Below are 23,879 nucleotides of genomic sequence, written 5' to 3' on the forward strand. Positions count from 1 at the left end.
GTTCCCATAGCCGGGAAAAACAGCCCGATACCGATCAGACAAGGAGTGAGACCATGACCGAGACCCCACCTAGCGGCGGCAAGTGCCCCTACGCCCACGGCGAGACCTCGCTCACTCCGACCCCGCTCACCACCGCCTTCGGCGCCCCCGTCGTCGACGCTTCCAACTCGATGACCGCCGGTCCGCGCGGGCCCCTGCTGATGCAGGACGTCTGGCTGCTGGAGAAGCTGGCCAATCTCAACCGCGAAGTGATCCCCGAGCGCCGCATGCACGCCAAGGGTTCGGGCGCCTTCGGCACCTTCACCGTCACCGGCGACATGTCGAAGTACACCCGCGCGAAGTTCCTCCAGCCCGGCAAGCAGACCGAACTGTTCGCCCGCTTCACCACCGTTGCCGGTGAGCGCGGCGCCGCCGATGCCGAGCGCGACATTCGCGGCTTCGCGGTGAAGTTCTACACCGAAGAAGGCAACTGGGACATGGTCGGCAACAACACGCCGGTCTTCTTCGTGCGCGACCCGCGCCACTTCGCCGATCTCAACAAGGCGGTGAAGCGCGATCCCCGCACCAACATGCGAAGCGCCACTAACAACTGGGACTTCTGGACCCTGCTGCCCGAGGCGCTCCACCAGGTCACCTACGTCATGGGCGACCGCGGCATTCCCAAGTCGTACCGCCACATGGACGGCTTCTCCAGCCACACCTACTCGTTCTACAACGAGGCGGGCGAGCGCTTCTGGGTGCAGTGGCACTTCAAGACCCAGCAGGGCCATGCCCACCTGACCGACGCCGAAGCCGCCGCCGTCGTGGCCGGTGACCGCGAATCGCACCAACGCGACCTCTACGAGGCCATCGAGCGCGGCGAATTCCCCAAGTGGAAGGTCATGGTCCAGATCATGGCCGAGGAAGAAGCGGCGACCTGCGGCTTCCATCCCTTCGACCTCACCAAGGTCTGGTCGCAGAAGACCTACCCGCTGATCGAGGTCGGCGTAATGGAACTGAACCGCAACCCGGAGAACTTCTTCGCCGACGTGGAACAGAGCGCCTTCTCGCCCTCGAACCTCGTCCCCGGCATCGGCGTCTCGCCGGACAAGATGCTCCAGGCGCGGCTCTTCGCCTACTCGGACGCGCAGCGCTATCGCCTCGGCGTCAACCACCACCAGATTCCGGTCAACGCCGCGCGCTGCCCGGTGTTCAACAACCACCGCGACGGCCAGGGCCGGGTCGACGGCAACTACGGCGGGTTGCCCCACTACCACCCGAACTCGTTCGGTCAGTGGCAGGGCCAGCCCGAGTTCCGCGAGCCGCCGCTCAAAATTGACGGTAACGCCGATTTCTGGAACTTCCGCGAGGACGAGCACGACTACTACAGCCAGCCGCGCGCCCTGTTCGAACTGTTCGACGCCGACCAGAAGCAGCGCCTGTTCGACAACACCGCCCGCGCCATGGGCGACGCGCCGGACTTCATCAAGCAGCGGCACATCGACAACTGCACCCGCTGCCACCCGGCTTACGGTGAAGGCGTGGCCAAGGCACTGGGCATGAGCGTGAACCCCGCGCTCTCGCCGGAACCCGAAACTGCCGACTGACCTTCCGGCCGTCGCCTTCCCTCCCCCCGCCCTCGCGACGGCCACGATCCCGCCCCTTCCCCCGAGGGGCGGGATCTTCCCCGTTGAAGAACAAGAGAAGTTCTGGGGGATGATCCCCCAGACCCTCGGAATGTCAGCGTCGCGCGCGACTGTTCCTCGTGCGCTCCCTGCGGCGCAGCCAATTAGGTCTCCCGACGCCACCATGGGCGCGCAACGGAGTTGGTCCGCGTGACCTAGACATTACCGGGGGTGCAGGGGGGCTTTGCTCCCCTGCTTATTCTCTACTTCTTCCCGCGGAAACGAGAAAGGCGGCGCTCATCGCGCCGCCTTTCTCTAACTCAAGCTGTTAAGCCCGCTCACCTTGAGCTTGGCGAAGGGTCAGGCAGCAGCATCAAGCCCGTAAGCCGTGTGCAGCACGCGCACCGCCAGTTCGGTCTCATCCGTATCGATCAGGACCGAAACCTTGATCTCGCTGGTCGAGATGGCAATGATGTTGATGCCGCGATCGGCCAGCGTCTTGAACATCGTCGAGGCGACACCGGCATGGCTACGCATGCCGACGCCGACGACGCTGATCTTCGCGACATTGCTGTCGGCGATCATGCGGTAGTAGCCGATCGATTCCTTGCGCTCTTCCAGCAGCGCCTGTGCGCGGACGAGGTCGGCCTGCGGCACCGTGAAGGTGACGTCGGTCTCGCCTTTGTCCTTGGCGACGTTCTGGATGATCATGTCGACGTTGATGTTCGATTCCGCGAGCGGCGCAAAGATCGCGGCCACGGCGCCGGGGCGGTCGGGCACGCGGGTCAGCGTGACCTTGGCTTCGTTCTTGTCGGCGGCGATGCCGGTGATCAGCTGGCGTTCCATGTCGCTTCCTTCCAGTTCTTCGTCGCTCACGATCATCGTGCCGGGCAGGGTATCGGCGGCCGGCGCGTTCTCGTCGATGAACGAGGACAGCACCTGCACGCGCACCTTTTCCTTCATGGCCAGCGAGACGGAGCGGGTCTGCAGGACCTTCGAACCGACCGAGGCCAGTTCGAGCATTTCTTCATACGTCACCAGCGGCAGCTTGCGCGCCTTGGCAACGATACGCGGGTCGGTGGTGTAGACGCCGTCGACATCGGTGTAGATGTCGCAGCGATCGGCCTTCACCGCCGCCGCCACGGCCACGGCCGAAGTGTCCGAGCCGCCGCGCCCCAGCGTGGTGATGCGGTTATCGGGCGAAACGCCCTGAAAACCGGGGATCACCGCGATTTCGCCGGCGGCCATCGAGGCCAGCAGCGCTTCCGAATCGAAGTCCTCGATACGCGCCTTGGCGTGGGCATCGTCGGTCTTGATCGGCAGTTGCCAGCCGAGCCACGAACGCGCCTTGCAGCCCATCGACTGCAAAGTCAGCGCCAGCAGGCCGGAAGTGACCTGCTCGCCCGAAGCGACGACCACGTCATATTCCGCCGGATCGTAGAGGGCATTGGCTTCGCGGCAGAAGTTCACGAGGCGGTCGGTCTCGCCGGCCATGGCCGATACGACGACGGCGACTTCGTGGCCCGCTTCCTGCTGGCGTTTGACAATGCCCGCCACGCGCCGGATTCGCTCGGTTCCGGCCATGGAAGTGCCGCCGAATTTCATCACGATACGTGCCAAGGTGCCACTGCTCCCCGTCGGTTGTTGCGCAAAGATAGATATGCGCATGTGGATAAGAGTCGGGCGCGCTGTTAGGGGGGAGTGATGGACAATGCAACTGCTTCGAACGCACCTTCCCGCGCAACAATCGATCCGAAAGAGGCCGCTCACTTCGGTTCGCTGGCGGCGGAATGGTGGGATCCCAAGGGTTCCTCGGCCATGCTGCACAAGCTGAACCCGGTGCGTCTGGCCTTTATCCGCGCCGAGATCGACCGGCATTTCTCCACCGACTCGCGCATGCTGCGCCCGCTTGCAGGCAAGCGCGCGCTCGATGCGGGCTGCGGCGCGGGCCTGCTCTGCGAACCTCTCGCCCGCCTCGGCGCGGCGGTGACGGGCGTGGACGCGGCGGCGGAAAATATCGCGGCAGCCAGCGCCCATGCCGAAGCCATGGGTCTCACCATCGACTACCGCCACGGCGAACTGGGACAGCTCGGCCTCTCCGGCTACGACCTCGTCTGCTCACTGGAAGTGATCGAGCACGTGACCGACAAGGCACTGTTCATCGGCCAGCTTGCCGATGCGCTGGCGGACGACGGGCTGATGTTCCTCTCGTGCCCCAACCGCACCCCGGCCTCGCGTCTTCTGCTGGTCGAGGCGGCGGAAAGGCTGGGCAAAGTCCCGCGCGGCACGCACGACTGGAATGCCTTCGCCACGCCCGACGAACTGCGCGATCTCGCGGAGGGCGCCGGGCTGGTGCTGGGCGAACCCAAGGGCATCGCCTGGTCGCCCACGGCGGGGCTGCATCTGTCGGACGATCTCTCGCTGAACTTCATCGCCACGGCGCGGAAGAAGTAAGGGACAAAGCAGGGGCCATCGCCCCTGCACCCCATTACCGTCCAGGTCGGGTGCCACCTATCCGTTGCGCGCCCATGGCTGCGTCGGGAGACATATTGGCTGCGCCGCAAGGAGCGCACGACCGATAGGTGGGGCGCAGCGTCGACATTCCGAGGGTCTGGGGGATCATCCCCCAGGACTTCCTACCTCAAACCTTCAATAATTGCCCGAGCCTGCAACTCCCGCTCCTCCCACGAACCGCCGACCCGCGAAAACGGCACCCCGGCCCGCACCAGCATTTCCTCGGCCAGCGCGGCAAAGCGCGCGCGCCTCTCGTCCGAGCCGAAGAACCGCGTGCCGTCCTCCCGCCAGGGAACGTCGGGCGCGAAGAGCAGGTAGTGGTCCGCCTTGGGGTAGTTCAGCAGCACATCCGGCACCTCACCGAACAGCATCTGCGCCCAGGCGGCCGTCATGAGCTGGTCGGTATCGAGCAGCAGCACCGGCGAACGCGCCGCCATCGCCTTGCGATTTTCCTCGGCCTGGCCCTCGGCAATGGCGAGGAGGTCCGCCATCGTCAGGTCAGTGCCGCGCTCCTCGCAGTAGGTACGGCCATATTCCGGCACCCAGGGGTAGCCGAGCCGCTCGGCCAGCACCGACTTCCCGGTGCTTTCGGCACCGTGGAGGCACACGGTGATCACGCGGCTTGCGCTTTCTCCGCCGCGATCCATTCGCGCAGGCCCAGCACCGACATCGCCAGCAGAACCACATAGAGCGCGGCGGTCGGCCAGAGTTCCTTGTAGAGATACACACCGATCGAGGCGACATCGATCGCGATCCACAGCACCCAGTTCTCGATGCGGCGGAAGCCGAGCAGGATCTGCGCGGCGATGCTGGCTCCCGCGATGGCCGAGTCCGCATAAGGCAGCGAGGCGTCGGTGAACCGGTGCATGACCCAGCCGAGGTTGAGCGCCAGCGCCGCCGTGGCCATCAGCCAGAGCAGCCTTGCGAAATTGCCGAGACGGCGTACCGGCACCCGGCTCTCGCCATGGCCCGCGCGCACCCAGAGCGCCCAGCCCCAGACTTGCGCGGCGAAGAAGAACACCTGCAGCCCCGCCTCGCCGTAGAGCCTCGCTTCCCGGAACACGACGAAGTAGAGCGCCACCATCGCCATGCCGAACGGGTAGTTCCACACGCTGCGCCGCACCAGCAGCGCGATATTGGCGAGGCCCAGGCCCGCCGCCACCCATTCGACCGTGTTCATGTGCCCCGGTTCATCCGCTTTCGGCCCGTCGCTCTGGTCAGCCCAGCGCAGCTTCCCATTCCGGCTCCTTGAAGCCGACCAGCAGCCCGCCTGGATATTCAACAACCGGCCGTTTGATGCAACTGGGGTTGGCGGCCATGATCGCCACCGCCTTGGCGGCATCGATATCGGCCTTGTCCTCCTCCGACAGCTTCTTGAAGGTCGTCCCGGCGCGGTTGAGCACTTTTTCCCAACCGGCCTGCGCCACCCACTTTTCGAGCCGTGTGGCGTCGGCGCCTTCCTTCTTGTAGTCGTGGAAGGTGTAGTCGCTGCCCCGCGCCTCCAGCCACTTCCGCGCCTTCTTCACGGTGTCGCAGTTGGGGATCCCGTAGAATTCAAGGCTCACGATTCGGTTTCCCTTTCGAAATGGCGCACGCGCGGTTCGTTGCAGGCGAAGGCGGTATAGCTCTGGTAATAGTGCTCGCGGCCCTTGGCCTGCACTTCGGCATGGGCGGCGACGCGGCGCCATGCCAGCGCGGCAGCCTCGTCCTGCCACTCGGACAGCGCGATCACTTCGCCATCCTCGCTGGTGTAGCTCTTGAAGGAGAGGAAACCGGGCTGGGCGCGGGCGAGCGCATCCATGGCCTCGGCATCGGCGGAATAGGCGGCGGCGTCGATATCGGCGCGCTTGCGATTGCGGAATACTACCAGGAACATGGCTGCGCTCATGGGCCTTCGCGAATCGTTCCGCAAGCATGTGACTCGCACCCCCATGCTGGACAATCCGAAGATTGCGCGCCAAGGCGCGGAGCATGAGCGTGAACACTTTCGGCCGCCTTCTGCGATTCACCACCTGGGGCGAGAGCCATGGCCCTGCCATCGGCGCCGTCGTCGACGGGTGCCCGCCGGGCCTCGCGATCGACGAGAGCGTGATCCAGCCCTTCCTCGACGCGCGCCGCCCCGGCCAGTCGAAGTTCACGACGCAGCGGCAGGAGCCGGATCAGGTCCGCATCCTCTCCGGCGTGTTCGAAGGCCAAGATGGCGTACAACGCACCACCGGCACGCCGATCTCGCTGATGATCGAGAACGTCGACCAGCGCTCGAAAGACTATTCGGACGTCGCCAAGGCCTATCGCCCCGGCCATGCCGACTATGCCTATGACGCCAAGTACGGCTTCCGCGACTATCGCGGCGGCGGCCGCAGCTCGGCGCGCGAGACCGCCAGCCGCGTGGCGGCAGGCGGCGTGGCACGGCTGGTGATCCCGGAAGTGACGATCCTCGCCTATGTCTCGGAGATCGGCGGCGACGCCATCGATAGGACCAACTTCGACGCCGCCGAGATCGGCAACAACCCGTTCTTCTGCCCCGATGCCGAGGCCGCGAAGCGCTGGGAGAAGATCGTCGACGATGCACGCCTGGCCGGGTCTTCGGTCGGCGCCGTGGTCGAATGCATCGCCACCGGCGTTCCCGCCGGTTGGGGCGCGCCGCTCTACGGCAAGCTCGATGCCGATCTGGCCGCCGCGATGATGGGCATCAACGCGGTGAAGGGCGTGGAGATCGGCGACGGTTTCGCCGCCGCACGCCTGACCGGCGAACAGAATGCCGATCCGATGCATCCCGGCACGAATGGCCCCGAATTCAGCGCCAACCACGCCGGAGGGATTGCCGGTGGCATCTCGACCGGCCAGCCGGTCCTGGTGCGCGTGGCCTTCAAGCCGACCAGCTCGATTCTCACCCCGCAGCCCACGATCAACCGCGAAGGCGAGGCGACCGAGCTGTTCACCAAGGGCCGCCACGACCCCTGCGTCGGCATTCGCGGCGTGCCGGTGGTAGAGGCGATGATGGCGCTGGTGCTGGCCGACCACAAGCTGCTGCACCGCGGCCAATGCGGCTGACGGCAGACTGAGGTGATCGCCCTTCGCCCCGAGCGGAACGGCGACGCCGCAACCATCCGTGCCGTCGTGACCGCCGCCTTCCTCAAGACCGAGCATTCGAGCGGCACCGAAGGCGCTATCGTCGATGCCCTGCGCGCCTCGGGCATGCTCGCCGTCTCACTGGTGGCCGAGGACGACGGTGCGATCGTCGGCCATGTCGCCTTTTCGCCCGTCACTATCGACGGGCACGATCGGGGCTGGTTCGGCCTCGGCCCGGTGGCGGTCGATCCCCGCTTTCAGCGCCAGGGCATCGGCGCCCGGCTGATCGAGGCAGGGCTTGCACAATTGCGGGAAGCGGGCGCGCAAGGCTGCGTGGTGCTGGGCGACCCGGGCTACTATGCCCGCTTTGGTTTCGCGAGCGCACCCACGCTGACTTATCCCGGTGTTCCCGCCAAATATTTCCAGAGGCTGGCATTCGCGGGAGCCGCGCCCACCGGCACCGTCGCCTACTCCGCCTGCTTCGACGCCGCGTAAGCGCCTTCCGTCAGTCCAGAGGGCTGCGCACCCGCGCCGGATTGCCGACCACCGTCGCGCCTTCCGGCACGTCGCGCGTGACGACGCTTCCCGCGCCGATCACTGCATCGTCGCCGACCGTGACGCCGGGCAGGACGATAGCACCGCCGCCGATCCAGACATTGCGCCCGATCCGGATCGGACGCCCCCATTCACGACCGGTCGCGCGCTCGGCAGGGTCTCGCGGGTGATCGGCGGTGAGTATCTGCACACCGGGGCCGATCTGGGTGCCATCCCCGATCACGACTTCCACCACATCGAGCACGACGCAGTTGAAGTTCAGGAACACGCCGCTGCCCAGGCTGATGTTGAACCCGTAGTCGCAATGAAACGGCGGCCGGATCACGCAATGCGCACCGACCGCGCCGAAACGCTCGCGCAGCAAAGCCTCGCGCTCGGCGGGAGGGAGCGGTCCGGCATGGTTGAAACGGTGCATCCATTCCGCCGCCGCCTGCTGGTCCGCGGCAATCTCGGGATCGCTCGCATGATAAGGCTCGCCCGCGAGCATCTTCTGCTTTTCCGAACGCTCCATGCCCCTGCTACCTTCGCTTCCTGAGAACGACATAGATCGCGCCTTGCCCGCCGTGGCGGCGGTGGGCGCCGCGAACTGCCACGATGTCGTTGGCATGGTCGCTGGCGCCGAGCCAGTCGGTGATCTTGGCGCGGATCGCGCCGCGTGCGGTGCCCCGGTCCATCGCATCGACCGGCCGGGGCTTGCCCGTCACGATCAGCACCACCCGCGCGCCCATCGCCTTGGCCTGGGTAAGACCGTGCATCAGCCGCACATAGGCTTGGTCGAGATTCGATCCGTGAAGGTCGAGGCTGAAATCCGGCGCCAGCGTGCCCTTGGAAATGCGCTTCTCCCACGACCCGTCGAGATGAAGCGGCGCATCGGCCTTCGGTTTCGGCACGACCGGCTTGGGCGGAAGCGGCGCCGGTACGCGGCCCTTCACTTTCTTCGGCGGCGAGACGGGCACCGAAACGACCGCCTTGGTGGGGGCCGTCGCCAACACCGCCGCCTGCACCGCGGCACGGCGCTTTTCGAGCGGCGTCACCGTGCGGGCGACTTGCGCCCACACTTCGGCTTCCTCCGCCGTCAGTCGCCGCCCCGGTCGTCGCATCTTATCTTACACCGAGGCGCGCGAGCGTGCCCTTGGGCACGAGGATCAGCGCCTCGCCCCGGCCGCTCATGCCGCCTGCGGTGTGCCGTGCCTGCTCGCCGGAACCCCAGAAGGTGTCGAAGCGGTTGGCGCCCTTGATCGCGCCGCCGGTATCCTGCGCCACCCACAGCCCGGTCGCCTCGCGCCGGTCGAGCCGCAGCCAGACCGGCGCGCCCAGCGGCACGAAGCGCGGGTCCGCCGCGACCGAGGCATGGGCGCGCACCGGCACGCCGAGCGCACCGAGCGGGCCGTCGCCCTTGAGTTCCTTGAAGAAGACCCACGACTTGTTCTCGCGCATCAGCGCGGCGCCGTCGTTGGGGTTGTCGTGAATGTACTGGATGATGCCCTGCATCGAGCCGGAATATTGCCCCGGTCCCGGACCGACGAGGCCGCGATCGCGCATCACCCCGCCGATGCCGGTATAGGGCAAGCCGTTCTGCCCGGCATAACCGATCCGCATCACGCTGCCGTCCGGCGCGCGCAGGCGGCCCGAACCCTGAACCTGGAGGAAGAAGAACTCGATCGGATCGGCAACCCAGGCGATCTCCAGCCCCTTGCCGGAAAGCACGCCCTGCTCGATCGCGGCGCGGTCGTAATAGGGCACGAAAACCCCGCTCACGTCGTAGCGCCCGAGCGGCATGCGTCCGCTGGAAGTCGGCGTTGCATCGCCCGGTTTCGCGCGCACGAGATCGCCCGGCATGGCGTAGACCGGAACCGCATAGCCCGGCACCGGCAGGCGCGACCCGGCGATTTCCGGTTCGTAGTAGCCGGTGGCGAAGCCCCGGCCGTCGCCGATGCGCGCGGTCTCGAAATAGGTCTGGAAGAACTGCGCGGCAGGCTTGCCGCTCCAGCTTGCGGCAGCGGCGCAGGCGGCGCGCCAGTCGGCGGGGCGGGTGAGGCCGCTGGCATCGGTGCGCACGGTGACGCGCGGGCAGCTTTCGCGGAACGAGGCGAGCGCGGCGGCGGCATCGCTGCCGCCGAGTGGCAGAGAGGAAACCGCTGGCCCGGCCTTCACCCCTGCGGCAACGGCGCTGCCTGTCTGCGGCTGGGCAGGCTGGCTCGGCTTCTGCGTCGACTTCTGCACGGGCGGCCTTGCCGGAGGGCGCGAAGGTCCCTTGGGACCGGGGACGACCTGCACACAGGCAGCCAGCAGGGCAGACAGGATGAATGCGGGCAATGGGCGCCATGGGAAACGCCAGGACGAACATCCACCCCGACGCCGCGACATGCTTCCTTCCCGCAAGATCGATCTCCGCAAACTTACAACAACGCCGATAACAGCGCCAAGAACAACGCTGATATAACAACAAGGCCGGACCTTGCGGCCCGGCCTGTCGATCCTTGTGGGATCATGGGTGCGAAATCAACCGCGCGGGGCGGTCAACCGGCGTCGGTTTCGTCGAGCAGCCAGTCGGGACCGGACGAGTTGAGCGAACGGCTGAAAGTCCAGACGTCCACCGCCTCGATCGCATCGTCGAGCGAACCGGCAATCACATGACCTTCGGCATCGCGCGTGACGGCGGCGATATCCGAACGGAAGCGCAGGGTGATGCGGGCATAGCCGCCTTCCACCCCGGCCGAGACGATCGCCACGTCCTCGATGCGGATCAGGCGGTTGTCCATGGTTTCGCCAGCCGCAACGCGGGCGTCGACGGCAGCGGCGAAGCTGTCGTAGACGTCGCCGTCGCAGAGTGCGCGAAGCTCGGCCTTGTCGCCCTTCCAGAACGATTCCAGGATCAGGCGATAGGCACTGCGCGCGCCTTCGAGGAAGGCATAGGCGTCGAAGCGGCGATCGGCGCCGGAGATTTCGGCAAGGCCGCGCTCGACCGAGGGCGGCGCCAGCGGCATTTCGCGCAGGCGCTGGGGCTGACCGATCCGTCCGCGCTCTTCCGCCTTGGCTTCGGGCTTGCCGTCTGCCTTGGGGGCGGAAACGCGCGGCGCACCGGGCTGGCCCTGGCGGCCTTCGAAGCGCCCCTGGATCGGCTCTTCCTCATGCTCGGCGCGGCGACCGAGTACCGAATAGAGCCGCAGGCCGAGGAAGGCTGCGATCATGGCCAGGATCACGATTTCCGGTGTCACGTTCCTTTGTCCATCCTTGTGTTGGACGCTTCGGGGGGTTCGGGTGGAGGTTTTCGCCATCCGCCCGAAGGCGCCATCATAGACCCAGATAGGTACGGTTTTCAAATGAACAACGCGTGAGCGCCGATTACCGCGTTTTATCCGGTGTTTTTCGGCCGATAATCAGGGCTCACGAAAACAACGCCCGAAGCCTTCCCGCGTTCCGCCCCGCAGGCACAGCCACGGCGAATCACCCGCCGCCGCTCCTTTCCATGCCGCCATGCCCGCCATTTTCGAACAATTTACGATAGCTGGGGAGTTCCACAGGTCCGCAAAATGCTTTAGGCGCGCGGCCAGACTTTCCATGCGCAGGCCCGCTCGGGGCGATACGCGTGTTTTAACGGGAACGAAGCAAATGGCCGACGAAGGCAACGTCATCTCCGACCTCAACCTCGGCAACGGCGAGGATTCCGCGCCGGCCGCCGGCATCATCTCGCAGTACGTCAAGGATCTCTCGGTCGAGAACCCGAACGCGCCGCAGAGCTTCTCGTGGCAGGACCAGCCGCAGATCGAAGTGCAGTTCAACATCGGCGCCCGCCAGATCGACGGCGAAGTGCACGAAGTCGAGCTGAAGATCACGTGCGCCTCGAAGGCCCCGCAAGGCACCGCTTTCGCGGTCGAACTGGCCTATGCCGCGCTCGTCGGCATGCGCAATCTCGATGAAGGCCAGGGCCACGCGTTCCTCTACGCCGAAGCCCCGCGCATCCTGTTCCCCTTCGCCCGCCGCGTGGTGGCCGATGCCGTGCGCGATGCCGGTTTCCCGCCGCTAATGCTGGAGCCGATCGACTTCAACGGGCTCTACATCCAGCAGCTCCAGGCGCAGCAGGAGGCCGACGCGACCCAGGGCCAGCCGGTCGGCCACGCCTGAGCACCTGCCTGAACCCCAGCTTGAACGGGGCATGACGCACGTTCCTGCAACATCGGCCCGCGCCTCCACCCCGGAGACGTGGGCCGTTGGCTTATCCGGGCCTTTCATTTCGGCGATCATCGGGAGCCTGCGGGCATGAACCTTACCAAGGCGCTGGCCAGCGTCGGCGGCCTCACTCTGGCCAGCCGCGTGCTCGGCCTGGTCCGCGACAGCCTCTTCGCCCGCTTCGTCGGCGCGGGCTTCGCCTCGGACGCCTTCCTGATCGCCTTCCGCCTGCCGAACATGTTCCGCGCGCTCTTCGCGGAAGGGGCCTTTGCCTCGGCCTTCATTCCGATGTTCAACCAGAAAGTCGCCGACAAGGACGGACCGGGACTTTCGGCGGGCATCACTTTCGCGGAGCAGGCTCTCGCCGTGCTCCTGCCGATCCTGATCGCCATGACGGTGGTACTGGAACTCTTCGCCTGGCCGGTGACGCTCCTGCTTTCGGGCAAGTTCAACGGCGTCAGCCACGAACAGTTCGCCTATGCCGTGCAATTGAGCCGGATCACGATCCCCTATCTGGCGCTCATCAGCCTCGTCTCGCTGCTGGGCGGCATTCTTAATTCGCTCAACAAGTTCTGGGTCAATGCCGCCGCGCCGATCCTCCTCAACCTGACGCTGATCGTGGCACTACTTGGCTTCCATTCGAGCAATGCGCTGGTGACGGCACGCAACCAGGCGATCGGCGTCTCGGTCTCGGGCGCGCTCCAGCTGCTCTGGCTCATGTGGGCCTGCCGCGCCAACGGCGTCTCGATGCGCCTGCGCATGCCGAAGTGGAACGCGGACGTGAAGCAGCTGATGAAGCTGATCCTCCCCGCCGCCGCCGGAGCGGGCGCCGTGCAGATCAACCTCGTGATCTCGACCGCGCTCGCCGCCTCGCTACTGGCCCACGGCTCGGTGACGTATATCTACATGGCAGACCGCCTGAACCAGTTGCCGCTCGGCCTGATCGGCATCGGTCTCGGCACCGTGCTGCTGCCGACGATCTCGCGCCAGCTCGGCGGCGGCGAGCATGCGGCAGCGATGGACACCCAGAACCGCGGCATGGAACTCGCCCTGCTGCTGACCCTGCCCGCCGCGGTCGCGCTGATCGTCTGCGGCCAGCCGATCGCCGCCGCGCTGTTCGGCTACGGCAAGTTCGACGCCGACGACGTCGCCCGCACCGCCGAGGCGCTCGCCGCGTTCTCGGTCGGCCTGCCCAGCTATATCCTCGTGAAGGTACTGACGCCCGGCTTCTACGCCCGGCAGGACACCCGGACGCCGGTGCGCTATGCGATGATCTCGATGGCGGTGAACCTGATCGGCAACCTCGCGCTGATCGTGCCGCTCCAGCACATGGGGCCGCCGCTGGCGACCGCCATTGCTTCCTCGGTCAATGTCGCCATGCTCTACTGGACGCTGGTGAAACGCGGCCATTTCCAGGCCGATGCCCGCCTGAAACGCCGCGCCCCGCGCCTTGCGCTGGCCGCCTTGGCCATGGGCGCGGTGTTGTGGTTCGGGCAGGACCTGCTGACGCCCTATCTCCACGGCACCTGGCTGGTGCGCGGACTGGCCCTTGCGGTGCTGGTCTCGGCAGGCGGCGCCGTCTACGCGCTGGCGACACTGGTAACGGGCGCCTTCACCCGCGCCGATCTCGCCCTGCTGCGCCGCCGCCGCGCCGCGTCGTAAGGCTTCCATCCATGTGCGTTTATGGTATGAGCCCAGCCCATGCAGGACCTTTCGCTCCCGAAGTCTGCCTTTTCTCGCCGCACCTGGCGATGGCGGAACGCCGCGCGCTCGCCGCGCTAACCGCACCTGCATCCGTGCCTTTCGGGGCGCCACCTCCACACTTCTGACAACTCACAACTCGCGAAGGACGCATCCATGCGTATCGTCTCCGGCATTCAGCCTACCGGCAACCTGCATCTCGGCAACTATCTCGGTGCGATCCGCAATTGGGTGAAGATGCAGGACGACGTTGCCGCCGAGGGCGGTGACAGCCTTTACTTCCTGGCCGACCTTCACGCGATCTCGATGCCGCACGATCCCGCGACCCTCTCCGCCAACACCCGCGAGATGGTGGCCGCGCTGGTCGCCTGCGGCGTCGATCCCGACCGCTCGATCCTGTTCAACCAGACCCAGGTGCCCCAGCACGCCGAACTGCAATGGCTGCTCAACGGCACCGCCCGCATGGGCTGGCTGAACCGCATGACCCAGTGGAAAGACAAGGCAGGCAAGAACCGCGAAGGCGCCTCGGTCGCGCTGTTCACCTATCCGGTGCTTCAGGCCGCCGACGTGCTGCTCTACCAGGCCACCCACGTCCCGGTGGGCGAGGACCAGAAGCAGCACCTCGAACTCGCCCGCGATATCGCGCAGAAGTTCAACAACGACTTCGCCTCGGAAGAGAACCCGGTCTTCACCCTGCCCGCGCCGATCATCCCGCCCGAAGCCGCCCGCATCATGAGCCTGCGCGACGGTTCCTCGAAGATGAGCAAGTCCGACCCCTCGGACATGGCCCGCATCAACCTCACCGACGATGCCGACACGATCATGCAGAAGGTCAAGAAGGCCAAGACCGACCCCGAGCCGCTGCCCTCGGAGAAGGAAGGCCTCGAAGGCCGCGCCGAAGCCCGCAACCTCGTGGGCATCTATGCGGTAATGGCCGGAACCACGGTCGAGGCGGTGCTGTCGGACTTCGGCGGCGAAGGGTTCGGCAAGTTCAAGCCCGCGCTGGGTGAACTGCTGGTGGAGAAGCTGGCGCCGATCAACGCCCGCTTCGTCGAGCTGCGCGGCGACCGCGACGCGCTCGACGCGATCCTCCGCAAGGGTTCGGAAAAGGCGCGCGCGCTGGCCGTGCCGACGCTGGACAAGGCTTACGAAGCCCTCGGCCTGGTGCGCTGATCCAACGGTTCAGACGTCGCCCCGCAATCGCGGGGCGACGTTCTTCTTATGACTCCAACCCCAGCAGCCTCGCCCGCCGCCTGATCCAGGTCGCGGCAAGCGGAGCAACTTCGCCCAGAGCTTCCAGCCCCTCGCGATCCTGCTTGTGCGCGCCTGCGATCAACAGGCCGAACACGCGCTTCACGGTCCAGTCCGGATAGGGCCGCTCGACCAGCACCATGTCGTCCCCGGCGGCGACTTCGCCTTCCTCCAGAACCCGGTAGTACCAGCCCGAGCGGCGCGATTTCACGACGCGGGCGTTGACCGCCGCGCCATCGAAGCGGTGATCGAGCTTCCAGCACGGCTGGCGACCCTGGCTCACTTCGACCAGCGCCGTTCCCAGGCGCCAGCGGTCGCCCACGCAGATCCTATCCTCGGTCAGCCCCTCGGTGGCAATATTCTCCCCGAAAGCGCCATAGCCTGACAGCAGAGGGTGATCTCCCAGCGACTCGCGCCAATAGGCGTAATGGTCGTGCGGATAGTGATGAATCGCCTTGTCCGGCCCGCCATGGACCGCCAGATCGGCCTGCTCGTCGCCGTCGAGGCCAAGGCGATGAATCCGCACCGATCCGGCAACCGGCGTCTTGCCGATGGCACTGAGTTCATCCTCGCCGCGAAATGGGCCGACCTTGCCGCATTGAAGCGAAAGAATCGGTACGGAAAATGTGTTCGGGGAACTGTTCAACATGCAGAGGGCTTCCTACATGATAATCCTGATCTCAAGCCGTGACTTACGGCTGAATGGCGTAAGGGCCTCGGAATCGTCTCACCGCCGCCATGCCTCCATTCAACCGCTATTCAGGGCATTGATATTAAGGCAGAGTCGCAAGGAATCACAGGCCACGCTTGGGAAGGGCGTTTCGGGCCTGGCAGGTTCGTGGAGTGAAACCGATGACATATAATCCCGCAGCCCATCGTGGAAAGCTGAGGCTCGTCGCCGCAGCCGCCCTGCTGATGGCCCTCGCCGCCTGCGCAACGCCCTTCAAGGCCAACGTTTCGCGCTTCCAGTCGCAGCTTCCGGCCCCGTCCGGCCAGACCGTCGCGGTCGTCGCCGACGATCCCAAGCTTGCAGGCGGTCTCGAATTCGCGACTTACGCGCGTCTGGTAAGCGATCACCTCCAGAAGGTGGGCTATGCCACGGTCGACGATCCCTCGAAGGCAACCCTGATCGCCCGCTTCGACTACGGCGTCGACAGCGGCCGCGAACGCATCCGCTCCACACCCGGCATGGGCGGCTATTGGGGCCCGTGGTACGGCGGCGGCTGGGGCGGACGCGGCTTCTACGGTCGCGGCTGGGGCGGCGGCGGTTGGGGCTTCGGTGGCCCGTGGCGCTATGGCTGGTATGATCCGTTCTTCGACGGCGGCGTGGATTCCTATACCGTCTTCACCAGCGGCATCACCCTGAAGATCGACCGCGCTGCCGACAACCAGCGCCTGTTCGAAGGCAAGGCCGAAGCCGTCTCGACCTCGAACCACCTCCAGTACCTCGTTCCCAACCTGGTGGAATCGATGTTCACGAATTTCCCGGGGAACTCGGGCGAGACCGTGCGCATTACGGTCGCGCCTGAAAAGAAGTGATCTAATCGTCCGAGCTGACTGGCTCCCCCTGCGAAGAGGGAGGCACCGAGGGACGGGTCCGCTGAAATATGCGGGCCCGTCCTTTCTTTTTGCCGGTCCGGCCCGTATCGCAAGCGCTCCGGTTGACCCCCGCCAACCGCACGGGAATGCTCGCCGCCAATGAATACCTTCATGGCCATCCTATCACAGCTCTTCTGGGGCGTGACCGTGGGCGCGCTTTCCGCAGCGTTCTCAACGCTTGCGAAAGGACTGGCGACCATCGTCGGAATCGGCGGCGTGGGCTGGTATTCGCTCAAGCGGCGACGTGAGCGGCGTGGGCGAATCGGGCGAAAGGATTGAAGAAGTAGAAAGCAGGGGAGCATAGCCCCCTGCACCCCCATTACCGTCTAGGTCAGGTTCTACCCACCCGTTGCGCGCTCATGGCTGCGTCGGAAGACTTAATGGCTGCGCCGCAGGGAGCGCACTACGGATAGGCAGCGCGCGACGACGACATTCCGAGGGTCCTGGGGATCATCCCCCGGAATCTTCCCTTTTTTCTTCTCAACTCCCCAAAGCAACAACCCCGCCGGTAGACCCGAACCCGCCCTCGCCACGCTCGGTAGCTTCCAGTTCGTCCACGGTCAGCCAGGCCGCCCGCGTCACCGGCGCCAGCACGAGCTGCGCCACGCGGTCGCCGCGCAGGATTTCGAAGGGCTTCGCGCCGTGGTTGATGAGGATGACTTTCAGCTCGCCCCGGTAGTCCGAATCGATCGTGCCCGGCGCGTTCGGCACGGAAATCCCGTGCTTGAGCGCAAGGCCTGAGCGCGGACGGACCTGAATCTCGAAGCCCGGCGGAATCGCCATGGCGAGGCCGGTGGCGACCGCGTGGCGCGCGCCCGGTGCCAAAGTCACGTCCTCGGCCGAGACCACGTCCATGCCCGCTGCCCCGTCGGTGGCGTAGGCGGGAAGGTCCAGCCCTTCGCCGTGGGGCAGGATCTTGACGGGAACGGGAACATCAACGGGGGAGTGCATCTGCGAACCTTTCGACGAGGGCGCGCGCGACGTCCTCCTTGGGCATTTCCGGAAGACTGATCACATCGTCCGCGCGCACGATGTGGACCGCATTGACGTCCCCGCCCATCACGTCGCCCGACACGTCGTTGGCGATGATCCAGTCGGCGCCCTTGCGTTTGCGCTTTTCGGTGGCGTAGCGGATGACGTCCTGCGTCTCGGCGGCGAAGCCTATCACCAGCGGCGGGCGGTTCGGCCCGGTCGCGAGGGTGGCGAGGATGTCGGGGTTTTCGGTGAGCAGCAGCGCCGGGGGGGCCGAGCCGCGCTTCTTGAGCTTCTGGTCGGCAGCCTGGGCGACGCGCCAGTCGGCGACGGCAGCGACCATCACGGCGATATCGGCGGGCAGCGACTGGCGGACCGCATCGGCCATCTGCAAGGCGCTTTCCACGTCGATGCGGTCCACGCCCGGCGGCGTGGGCAGATGGACCGGCCCGGCGACGAGCGTGACCCGCGCCCCGGCCTCGGCGGCGGCGGCGGCGATGGCGAAGCCCTGCTTTCCGGACGAGCGGTTGGCGATGTAGCGCACCGGATCGATCGGCTCCCATGTCGGCCCGGCGGTGATGAGGACATGGCGGCCGGAGAGCGGCCCCTCTCGCAAGGGGTGCAGCGAATCGGGATCGGTTGAGGGAGCGGCGCGCGCTTCGCCCTTGCGGGCGGCGAGCGCGGCTTCCTCCGGCGTGAAGCCGAGGTCTTCGTGGCTGAAGGAAGCGTCGCCGAAAGTGATCGCCTGCCTGGCCTTCCGGCGCCCTTGCAAGACCATGCCGCCGGTCAGGCCGCCAAGGTCGATATCGCCCCAATCACGATGCTCGGGTTCATCGAAGCGACTGTGCGCGAAAGGATCGCTCCCCGGCAGCGGCGCCACTTCCACCGGCCCGAGGCCGAGCGCCCAGGCGATGCGCTGCCAGATCGCCAGCGGGTCGGGCAGGCGACCGGGGCCGTATTCGCCGCAGGCCATCGTGCCTTCGTCCGGCTCCATCACGTCCACGCCCGCATCTCGCAGGGTCTGGACGTTGCGGGTGGTGGCGGCGTGCTGCCACATGCGCACGTTCATCGCCGGGACCGCCATGACCGGCTTGTCGGTGGCGAGCAGCATCGTCGTCGCCAGATCGTCGGCAATGCCTGCGGCCATCTTGGCCATGAGGTCCGCCGTCGCCGGGCAGACGACGACGAGGTCGGCCTCGCGGCTAAGCTGGATATGCCCCATCTCGGCCTCGTTCTTGAGGTCCCAGAGCGTGGTGTAGACCGGTTTCTCCGACAATGCGGCCAGCGCCATCGGCGTGACGAAGTGCGATCCGCCCTCGGTCAGGACGCAAGTGACCTCGCCGCCTTCCTTGCGGATCTGCCGGACGAGTTCGCAGGACTTGTAGGCCGCAATACCGCCGCCGACGACCAGGAGAATGCGTGGTCCACTCATGCTGCGGGCTTGTGCAACAGCGGGCGGGCGGGCGCAATCGGTTTGCGCGTGCCGGGTGGGGATAGCTGCCCGGCACATCCGTTCATCCTCGCCGCCACCACTCCGCTCATCCTGAGCTTGTCGAAGGATGGCGCGCAAGGCGCCTCACCGCCGGGGGCTTCGACAGGCTCAGCCTGAGCGGGTAGCGATGTCAGTCGGAAAAACGCGCCCGGCAGGCCCCGTTACCCGAGCAATGTCCAGTAGGTCACTCCCCAGGCCACGGCACCGCCGATCAACGCCGCCAGACCGTGCCCGATCCACTGGCTGGGTTCGGGCCTGCGCGGGAAGATCAGATCGACTTCCGGCAGCGGCGCCTGCTCCGGCGCGCCGCCCTTGGGCGGGAACTTCTCCTCGATCCGCCGCACCAGCGCGGGTAGGCGCAGCAGCGTGCCGAGGTCCTCGCGCAGACGGTCGGCAATGACCGCCTCGGGGCCGAGTTCGTCGCGCAGCCAGCTCTTCACGAAAGGCGCGGACACGTCCCACATGTTGATCGCGGGATCGAGTGCCGTCGCCAGCCCCTCGACCATGACCATGGTCTTCTGGAGCAGCAGCAGATGCGGCTGGACCTGCATGTCGAAATCGCGGGTGATCGCGAAGAGGCCGTCCAGCATCTGGCCGACCGACAATTCGGACACCGGCTTGCCGCGCATCGGCTCGCCCACGGCGCGCAGCGCGGTCGCGAACTCTTCCACCGTGTGGTAGCTCGGCACGTACTGCGCTTCGAAATGGATCTCGGCGACGCGGCGATAGTTGCCGGTGGTCAGGCCATAGAGGATTTCCGCCAGCCAGAGCCGCGCCTGCCGGTTGATCCGGCCCATGATGCCGAAATCGATGGCGACGATCGTGCCGTCCGCTTCCACGAACAGGTTGCCCTGGTGCATGTCGGCATGGAAGAAACCGCTGGAAATCGCCTGCGTCAGGAACGTCAGCACCAGCTTGTGCGCCAGCTTGGGCAAGTCGTGCCCGGCAGCGCGCAGCCCGGCGAGATCGCTCATCTTGGTGGCGCCGATCCACTCGATCGTCAGCACCTGACCATTGGTGCGGTCCCAGTCGATGTGCGGCACGCGGTAGCCGTGAATGCCCTTCATCGCGTCGGACAGTTCGGAAGCCGAGGCCGCCTCGCGCCGGAGGTCCAGCTCGCGCAGGGTCCAGCGCTTGAGGTTCGCCACGACCGCGCGCGGACGCAGGCGCGAAGCCTCGCCGCCCAGCGCTTCGAGATGAGCGGCGGCCCACTCGTAAGTCTCGACATCGCGGGCGAACTGCTCGCGGATGCCGGGACGCTGCACCTTCACCGCGACGGTGCGGCCGTCCGGCGTCACCGCCTTGTGGACTTGCGCGATCGAGGCGGCACCCACCGGGTTCTCGTCGATCGAGGCGAAGATCTGCTCCAGCGGACGGCCGAAGCTGCCTTCGATCGCCCGGCGGATTTCGGAGAAAGCCACCGGCGGCAGGCTGTCCTGCAAGGTCAGCAGATTGCGCGCGGGAATTTCGCCGACGAGGTCGGGCCGGGTCGCCAGCGCCTGGCCGAGCTTGATCGCCGCCGGGCCGATTTCCTGAAAGGCACCGGCATAGTCCGGCTCGACCGGCTGGCGCGTTCCGAAGCGGGCGATCCGGCACAGGCGCTTGACCTGGGCCGGGGCGTTGCGGTCGTTCTCGATGCCGCGCAGCGCGCCGTGGCGTGCGAGGATACGCCCCCATTTGAGGAGGCGCAGGATATGGGTCGTCGAACTGGTCACGGTCTGCGCTTAGACTTTCCAGCCCGAATGGATCGCGACGAGGCCGCCCATGATCGGCTCGACCTTGGTGTGCTTGAAGCCCGCGCCGCGGATCATCTTCTCGAACTCCGGCATCGGCGGGAAGCGGCGGATCGATTCGATCAGGTAGCGGTACGATTCGGCGTCACCGGCGATGGCCTGGCCGATCTTCGGCACCAGATGGTGCGAATAGGCATCGTAGACTTCCTTGAAGCCCGGCCATTCGGTGGTCGAGAACTCCAGACAGAAGAATCGCCCGCCGAACTTGAGCACGCGGTGCGCCTGGGCCAGGGCCTTGTCGATATGGGTGACGTTGCGGATGCCGAAGGCGATCGTATAGGCGTCGAAGAAACGGTCGCCGAACGAGAGTTCCTCGGCATTCTGGCGCGACCACACGAGGCCGTCCATCCCGCGCTCCATCGCGCGCTCGATGCCGACGTCCAGCATGTCCTGGTTGATGTCCGACACGGTGATCGAGGCGCCCTGCGCCGCCATGCGGAAGGCGATGTCGCCGGTGCCGCCCGCCATGTCGAGAATCTGCTCGCCCTCGCGCGGCTTCACCCGGCGGACGAACTTATCCTTCCAGAGCCGGTGCATGCCGACCGACATGGCATCGTTCATCACGTCGTACTTGCGTGCAACGCTGGAGAAGACGGCGCCGACGCGCCCTTCCTTCTCCTCGGGGCTGACCTCTTCATAGCCGAAGGAAACCGTTTCGCTCATGGCGCAGTCCTCTAGCCTCCCGGCCGCGCCTGCGCCAGTCCGTCGCGCCGGTTATTTTGCCTGCGGCATCGGTGAAGGAAGTGAAGGAACGCAGGGGGATCATCCCCCTGCACCCTGATACTGTCGAGGTCGCGCCCTGCCCTATCCCTTGGCGCGCCCCTTGCGTCGGGAGACTTATTGGCTGCGCCGCAAGGAGTGCGGAATGGATAGGTGACGCACAAGGTCGCCATTTTTGAGGGTCTGGGGGATCATCCCCCAGGACTTCCTCTTTTCTTCCTGTCCCCACCCCCTATCTTCCTTCCAAGATGCCAGAACTCCCCGAAGTAGAAACCACCGTCCGCGGCCTCGCCCGTTACCTGGAAGGCGAGCGCATCGCCCGCATCACCCTGAACCGGCCGGATTTGCGCCGCCCGTTCCCGCCCGATCTCGTCCAAGTGCTCACCGGCGCGCGGGTCACGGCGATGGGCCGCCGCGCGAAGTACGGCCTCATCCATACCGACCGCGACCAGACGATGGTGTTCCACCTCGGCATGTCCGGGCGCTGGCGGATCGAGCCGGAGAAGCCCGAGAAGCACGACCATCTCGTCATCGAGACCGGCGCGGGCCATGTTCTGGCGCTCAACGATGCCCGGCGCTTCGGCTCGGTCGATCTCGTGCCGACGGAAGCGCTCGATTCATGGGGGGCTTTCGCCGCGCTCGGACCCGAGCCGCTGGGCGAGGGACTGACCCCCGCGCATCTCAAGGTAGCGTTCGCAGGCCGAATTGCGCCGATCAAGCAGATGCTGCTCGACCAGTCGGTGGTGGCGGGGCTGGGCAATATCTATGTCTGCGAGGCGCTGTTCCGTTCCGGCATCCGGCCCGACAAGGAAGCCGGGCTGGTAAGCCTGCCCGCCTTGCGCAAACTGGTCCCGGCGATCCGGGCAGTGCTGTCCGAATCGATCGCGGCCGGCGGCTCGACGATCCGCGACTACGCCCAGCCCAATGGGGAACTGGGATATTTCGCTACCGCTTGGCAGGTTTATGGGCGAGAGGGGCAGGACTGCACTTGTGGCGCGCCGGTCCGGCGATTCGTGCAGGGTGGGCGGAGCACGTTCTGGTGCCCGAAGTGCCAGAAATAGGCGGTTTCATGCGCCTCTGCCGGGTTGACGAAACAGCCCTGCACCGTTAAGGGGCGCGCTTTCCGGCGAGTCCGCTCGCCTAGAGATTCGATCAGGCAATTGGGCCGCCATCACCGCTGTGGGGGGGCCAGACAGAGGAAATTCGATGGCCAATACGCCGCAAGCCCGCAAGCGCATCCGCCGTAACGAGCGCCGCGCGGAGATCAATACGAACCGCATCAGCCGCATCCGCACCTTCCTGAAGAAGGTCGAGACCGCGATTGCCGGTGGTGACAAGGGCGCCGCTTCGGCCGCTCTCAAGGAAGCCCAGCCCGAGCTGGCCCGCGGCGTGGCTCGCGGCGTGCTTCACAAGAACACCGCTTCGCGCAAGCTGTCGCGCCTCACCAAGCGCGTCTCCGCGCTCGGCTGATTTCCCGGCAGGCGCGCCTTCGGGCGCGTCCGACCGTACGGCAGTGGCCCGCGTCGCCACCTGAACTCCCGTCCTTTGTGACGAGATTTCAGGTGGCGACGCGGGCCGCGCCCGTTTGGGCTTCTGAAGAGTGTTGTCGGGCGATCGGGCTCCTTGCACCAGCCTCGCCCGTTCCGCCCTTCCCATCTGCACACGCTCACTAGACGCGCCCGCCGGCGGCCTGGCCCATGGGCGGGCGATTCCACACCGAATCGGAAAGCCGATTCGGCAACCGACCGAGCTTGAAGGAACCGAATCGCGGCGCCGATTCGCCCGCCGCCGAATCTGGCGGCTTGAGTCGAAAGCCGATTCGCTTCTCTGGAACCCGCGAATGAGTACGGAAGGGGAACGCTATCCCGCATCATTTCCGACCTGCCGAGACCGCGCACGCCGCCGCCTCCAGCACGCTCCGGGCAAACTCGCGGAAATGTTGCGATTCGCACGCAGGCGTGGCCAGCCATCAGGTCAACATATTGAATTTAAATGATTAAATTCGATCATGACGGAAATTGGGCACTCAAGGCGAGTCAACAGCCATAATTTTTTTTATTTGGGGAGGATCGTCTTGCACCGCGGTCAAACCCGTTCCTAAAAGAAGTCCACAGGCCGTGCGGAACCGGCCCGGGGAACATCGACAGCGACGAAGAACCTGCTGCAAGCCATGCTTTGCAGTTGGGGTATTTTTTGTCTCTTCATTCCCAGTCCCGGCTGAGGTTCGCCTCGTCCGGGGCTTGTCTTTCGCCGGGGTTCGCCCCGGAGAAGCACCGGTTCCACGCACGGCATTCAACTTTCGCGGCCCGCTGGGTCACATTCGATAACGGCCGACATAGGGGAGTTGGTGCAGTGTCAGGTTCAACAGCGGGCCGGTCTCCGGCAAGTCAGGGCGCAAACGGCGTGATTAAGAAATCGAAGGCGGTACGAGTGGCG

The 23,879-nt window shown here is 66.2% G+C and carries 25 protein-coding genes; 11 read left to right on the plus strand and 14 right to left on the minus strand.

Features of this window, described 5'->3' with window-relative positions; genetic code table 11:
* Positions 1-53 precede the first annotated feature (53 nt).
* The gene (locus AC4D6D_RS15485; RefSeq protein WP_491325980.1) at positions 54-1,586 is read left to right on the plus strand and encodes a catalase; all 1,533 of its coding nucleotides are present in this window, start codon (positions 54-56) and stop codon (positions 1,584-1,586) included.
* Between the two features lie 378 nt (positions 1,587-1,964).
* On the opposite strand, the gene AC4D6D_RS15490 is transcribed toward AC4D6D_RS15485, so the two are convergent.
* Complete coding sequence (locus AC4D6D_RS15490) at positions 1,965-3,224, minus strand: aspartate kinase (protein WP_491325981.1); 1,260 nt, start codon at positions 3,222-3,224, stop codon at positions 1,965-1,967.
* A gap of 84 nt (positions 3,225-3,308) precedes the next feature.
* Between AC4D6D_RS15490 and ubiG the strand changes: the two genes are divergently transcribed.
* A complete protein-coding gene (gene ubiG, locus AC4D6D_RS15495; protein WP_491325982.1) occupies positions 3,309-4,058 on the plus strand; it encodes a bifunctional 2-polyprenyl-6-hydroxyphenol methylase/3-demethylubiquinol 3-O-methyltransferase UbiG in 750 nt (249 codons plus the stop codon).
* 182 nt (positions 4,059-4,240) lie between these two features.
* On the opposite strand, the gene AC4D6D_RS15500 is transcribed toward ubiG, so the two are convergent.
* Genes AC4D6D_RS15500 through AC4D6D_RS15515 form a run of 4 tightly spaced genes read right to left on the minus strand, consistent with a single transcriptional unit; the run spans position 4,241 to position 5,994 of the window.
* Positions 4,241-4,735 carry an ATP/GTP-binding protein gene (locus tag AC4D6D_RS15500; protein WP_147219437.1) on the minus strand — a complete coding sequence of 165 codons (495 nt, stop codon included), beginning with the start codon at positions 4,733-4,735 and terminating at the stop codon, positions 4,241-4,243.
* The gene (gene pnuC, locus AC4D6D_RS15505; protein WP_147219436.1) at positions 4,732-5,298 is read right to left on the minus strand and encodes a nicotinamide riboside transporter PnuC; all 567 of its coding nucleotides are present in this window, start codon (positions 5,296-5,298) and stop codon (positions 4,732-4,734) included. Before pnuC ends, AC4D6D_RS15500 begins: the two co-directional genes overlap by 4 nt.
* Positions 5,299-5,335: 37 nt before the next feature.
* Positions 5,336-5,683 carry an arsenate reductase gene (locus AC4D6D_RS15510; protein WP_491325983.1) on the minus strand — a complete coding sequence of 116 codons (348 nt, stop codon included), beginning with the start codon at positions 5,681-5,683 and terminating at the stop codon, positions 5,336-5,338.
* The gene (locus tag AC4D6D_RS15515) at positions 5,680-5,994 is read right to left on the minus strand and encodes an antibiotic biosynthesis monooxygenase family protein (RefSeq protein WP_147219627.1); all 315 of its coding nucleotides are present in this window, start codon (positions 5,992-5,994) and stop codon (positions 5,680-5,682) included. The genes AC4D6D_RS15510 and AC4D6D_RS15515 overlap by 4 nt, the downstream gene beginning before the upstream one ends.
* A 95-nt stretch (positions 5,995-6,089) precedes the next feature.
* On the opposite strand from AC4D6D_RS15515, the gene aroC reads away from it, so the two are divergent.
* Together aroC and AC4D6D_RS15525 are read left to right on the plus strand one after the other, a co-directional pair.
* The gene (gene aroC, locus AC4D6D_RS15520) at positions 6,090-7,172 is read left to right on the plus strand and encodes a chorismate synthase (protein ID WP_491325984.1); all 1,083 of its coding nucleotides are present in this window, start codon (positions 6,090-6,092) and stop codon (positions 7,170-7,172) included.
* Positions 7,173-7,184: 12 nt separating this feature from the next.
* Positions 7,185-7,685, plus strand: coding sequence for a GNAT family N-acetyltransferase (locus AC4D6D_RS15525; RefSeq protein WP_491325985.1), 501 nt, complete (start codon positions 7,185-7,187; stop codon positions 7,683-7,685).
* Between the two features lie 10 nt (positions 7,686-7,695).
* Here AC4D6D_RS15525 and AC4D6D_RS15530 read toward each other — a convergent pair whose 3' ends face one another.
* The 4 genes from AC4D6D_RS15530 to AC4D6D_RS15545 all read right to left on the minus strand — a co-directional run bounded on the left by AC4D6D_RS15530 (position 7,696) and on the right by AC4D6D_RS15545 (position 10,963).
* Entirely contained in the window at positions 7,696-8,256 is a 561-nt protein-coding gene (locus tag AC4D6D_RS15530; protein WP_147219433.1) for a sugar O-acetyltransferase, read from the minus strand.
* A gap of 7 nt (positions 8,257-8,263) precedes the next feature.
* Positions 8,264-8,845, minus strand: coding sequence for a Smr/MutS family protein (locus tag AC4D6D_RS15535; RefSeq protein WP_147219432.1), 582 nt, complete (start codon positions 8,843-8,845; stop codon positions 8,264-8,266).
* 1 nt (position 8,846) lies between these two features.
* A complete protein-coding gene (gene mltA, locus AC4D6D_RS15540) occupies positions 8,847-10,112 on the minus strand; it encodes a murein transglycosylase A (RefSeq protein ID WP_491325986.1) in 1,266 nt (421 codons plus the stop codon).
* 152 nt (positions 10,113-10,264) lie between these two features.
* Positions 10,265-10,963 carry a Tim44/TimA family putative adaptor protein gene (locus AC4D6D_RS15545; RefSeq protein WP_491325987.1) on the minus strand — a complete coding sequence of 233 codons (699 nt, stop codon included), beginning with the start codon at positions 10,961-10,963 and terminating at the stop codon, positions 10,265-10,267.
* 394 nt (positions 10,964-11,357) lie between these two features.
* Here AC4D6D_RS15545 and secB point away from each other — a divergent pair, with 394 nt between their 5' ends.
* From secB to trpS, 3 genes are all read left to right on the plus strand, one after another.
* Positions 11,358-11,870, plus strand: a complete 513-nt coding sequence (secB, locus tag AC4D6D_RS15550; protein ID WP_147219429.1) for a protein-export chaperone SecB — start codon at positions 11,358-11,360, stop codon at positions 11,868-11,870.
* Positions 11,871-12,005: 135 nt separating this feature from the next.
* Positions 12,006-13,577, plus strand: coding sequence for a murein biosynthesis integral membrane protein MurJ (gene murJ / locus AC4D6D_RS15555; RefSeq protein ID WP_491325988.1), 1,572 nt, complete (start codon positions 12,006-12,008; stop codon positions 13,575-13,577).
* Between the two features lie 195 nt (positions 13,578-13,772).
* Positions 13,773-14,789: a tryptophan--tRNA ligase gene (trpS, locus tag AC4D6D_RS15560; protein ID WP_491325989.1), complete on the plus strand. Its 1,017-nt coding sequence runs from the start codon at positions 13,773-13,775 to the stop codon at positions 14,787-14,789.
* A 46-nt stretch (positions 14,790-14,835) separates the two neighbouring features.
* Here trpS and AC4D6D_RS15565 read toward each other — a convergent pair whose 3' ends face one another.
* Complete coding sequence (locus AC4D6D_RS15565; protein ID WP_491325990.1) at positions 14,836-15,516, minus strand: MOSC domain-containing protein; 681 nt, start codon at positions 15,514-15,516, stop codon at positions 14,836-14,838.
* A gap of 203 nt (positions 15,517-15,719) precedes the next feature.
* Between AC4D6D_RS15565 and AC4D6D_RS15570 the strand changes: the two genes are divergently transcribed.
* Both AC4D6D_RS15570 and AC4D6D_RS15575 read left to right on the plus strand, forming a co-directional pair.
* The gene (locus tag AC4D6D_RS15570; protein ID WP_491325991.1) at positions 15,720-16,406 is read left to right on the plus strand and encodes a DUF4136 domain-containing protein; all 687 of its coding nucleotides are present in this window, start codon (positions 15,720-15,722) and stop codon (positions 16,404-16,406) included.
* A gap of 159 nt (positions 16,407-16,565) precedes the next feature.
* Positions 16,566-16,745, plus strand: coding sequence for a hypothetical protein (locus AC4D6D_RS15575; protein ID WP_147219424.1), 180 nt, complete (start codon positions 16,566-16,568; stop codon positions 16,743-16,745).
* A gap of 201 nt (positions 16,746-16,946) precedes the next feature.
* Here AC4D6D_RS15575 and dut read toward each other — a convergent pair whose 3' ends face one another.
* The 4 genes from dut to AC4D6D_RS15595 form a co-directional block, all read right to left on the minus strand.
* Positions 16,947-17,417 carry a dUTP diphosphatase gene (dut, locus tag AC4D6D_RS15580; protein ID WP_491325992.1) on the minus strand — a complete coding sequence of 157 codons (471 nt, stop codon included), beginning with the start codon at positions 17,415-17,417 and terminating at the stop codon, positions 16,947-16,949.
* Positions 17,401-18,870 (minus strand): bifunctional phosphopantothenoylcysteine decarboxylase/phosphopantothenate synthase, encoded by a 1,470-nt coding sequence (locus AC4D6D_RS15585; RefSeq protein ID WP_491325993.1) that lies wholly within the window; start codon positions 18,868-18,870, stop codon positions 17,401-17,403. The genes dut and AC4D6D_RS15585 overlap by 17 nt, the downstream gene beginning before the upstream one ends.
* 221 nt (positions 18,871-19,091) lie before the next feature.
* On the minus strand, positions 19,092-20,645 hold the full coding sequence (gene ubiB / locus AC4D6D_RS15590; protein WP_147221607.1) for a 2-polyprenylphenol 6-hydroxylase: 1,554 nt from the start codon (positions 20,643-20,645) through the stop codon (positions 19,092-19,094).
* A 9-nt stretch (positions 20,646-20,654) separates the two neighbouring features.
* Positions 20,655-21,386, minus strand: coding sequence for a class I SAM-dependent methyltransferase (locus AC4D6D_RS15595; RefSeq protein WP_491325994.1), 732 nt, complete (start codon positions 21,384-21,386; stop codon positions 20,655-20,657).
* Positions 21,387-21,691: 305 nt separating this feature from the next.
* Here AC4D6D_RS15595 and mutM point away from each other — a divergent pair, with 305 nt between their 5' ends.
* Both mutM and rpsT read left to right on the plus strand, forming a co-directional pair.
* Complete coding sequence (gene mutM, locus AC4D6D_RS15600) at positions 21,692-22,504, plus strand: bifunctional DNA-formamidopyrimidine glycosylase/DNA-(apurinic or apyrimidinic site) lyase (RefSeq protein ID WP_491325995.1); 813 nt, start codon at positions 21,692-21,694, stop codon at positions 22,502-22,504.
* 145 nt (positions 22,505-22,649) lie between these two features.
* Entirely contained in the window at positions 22,650-22,913 is a 264-nt protein-coding gene (rpsT, locus tag AC4D6D_RS15605) for a 30S ribosomal protein S20 (protein ID WP_147221613.1), read from the plus strand.
* The last annotated feature ends 966 nt before the right edge of the window (positions 22,914-23,879 follow it).

The organism is Novosphingobium sp. BF6, assembly GCF_058273105.1.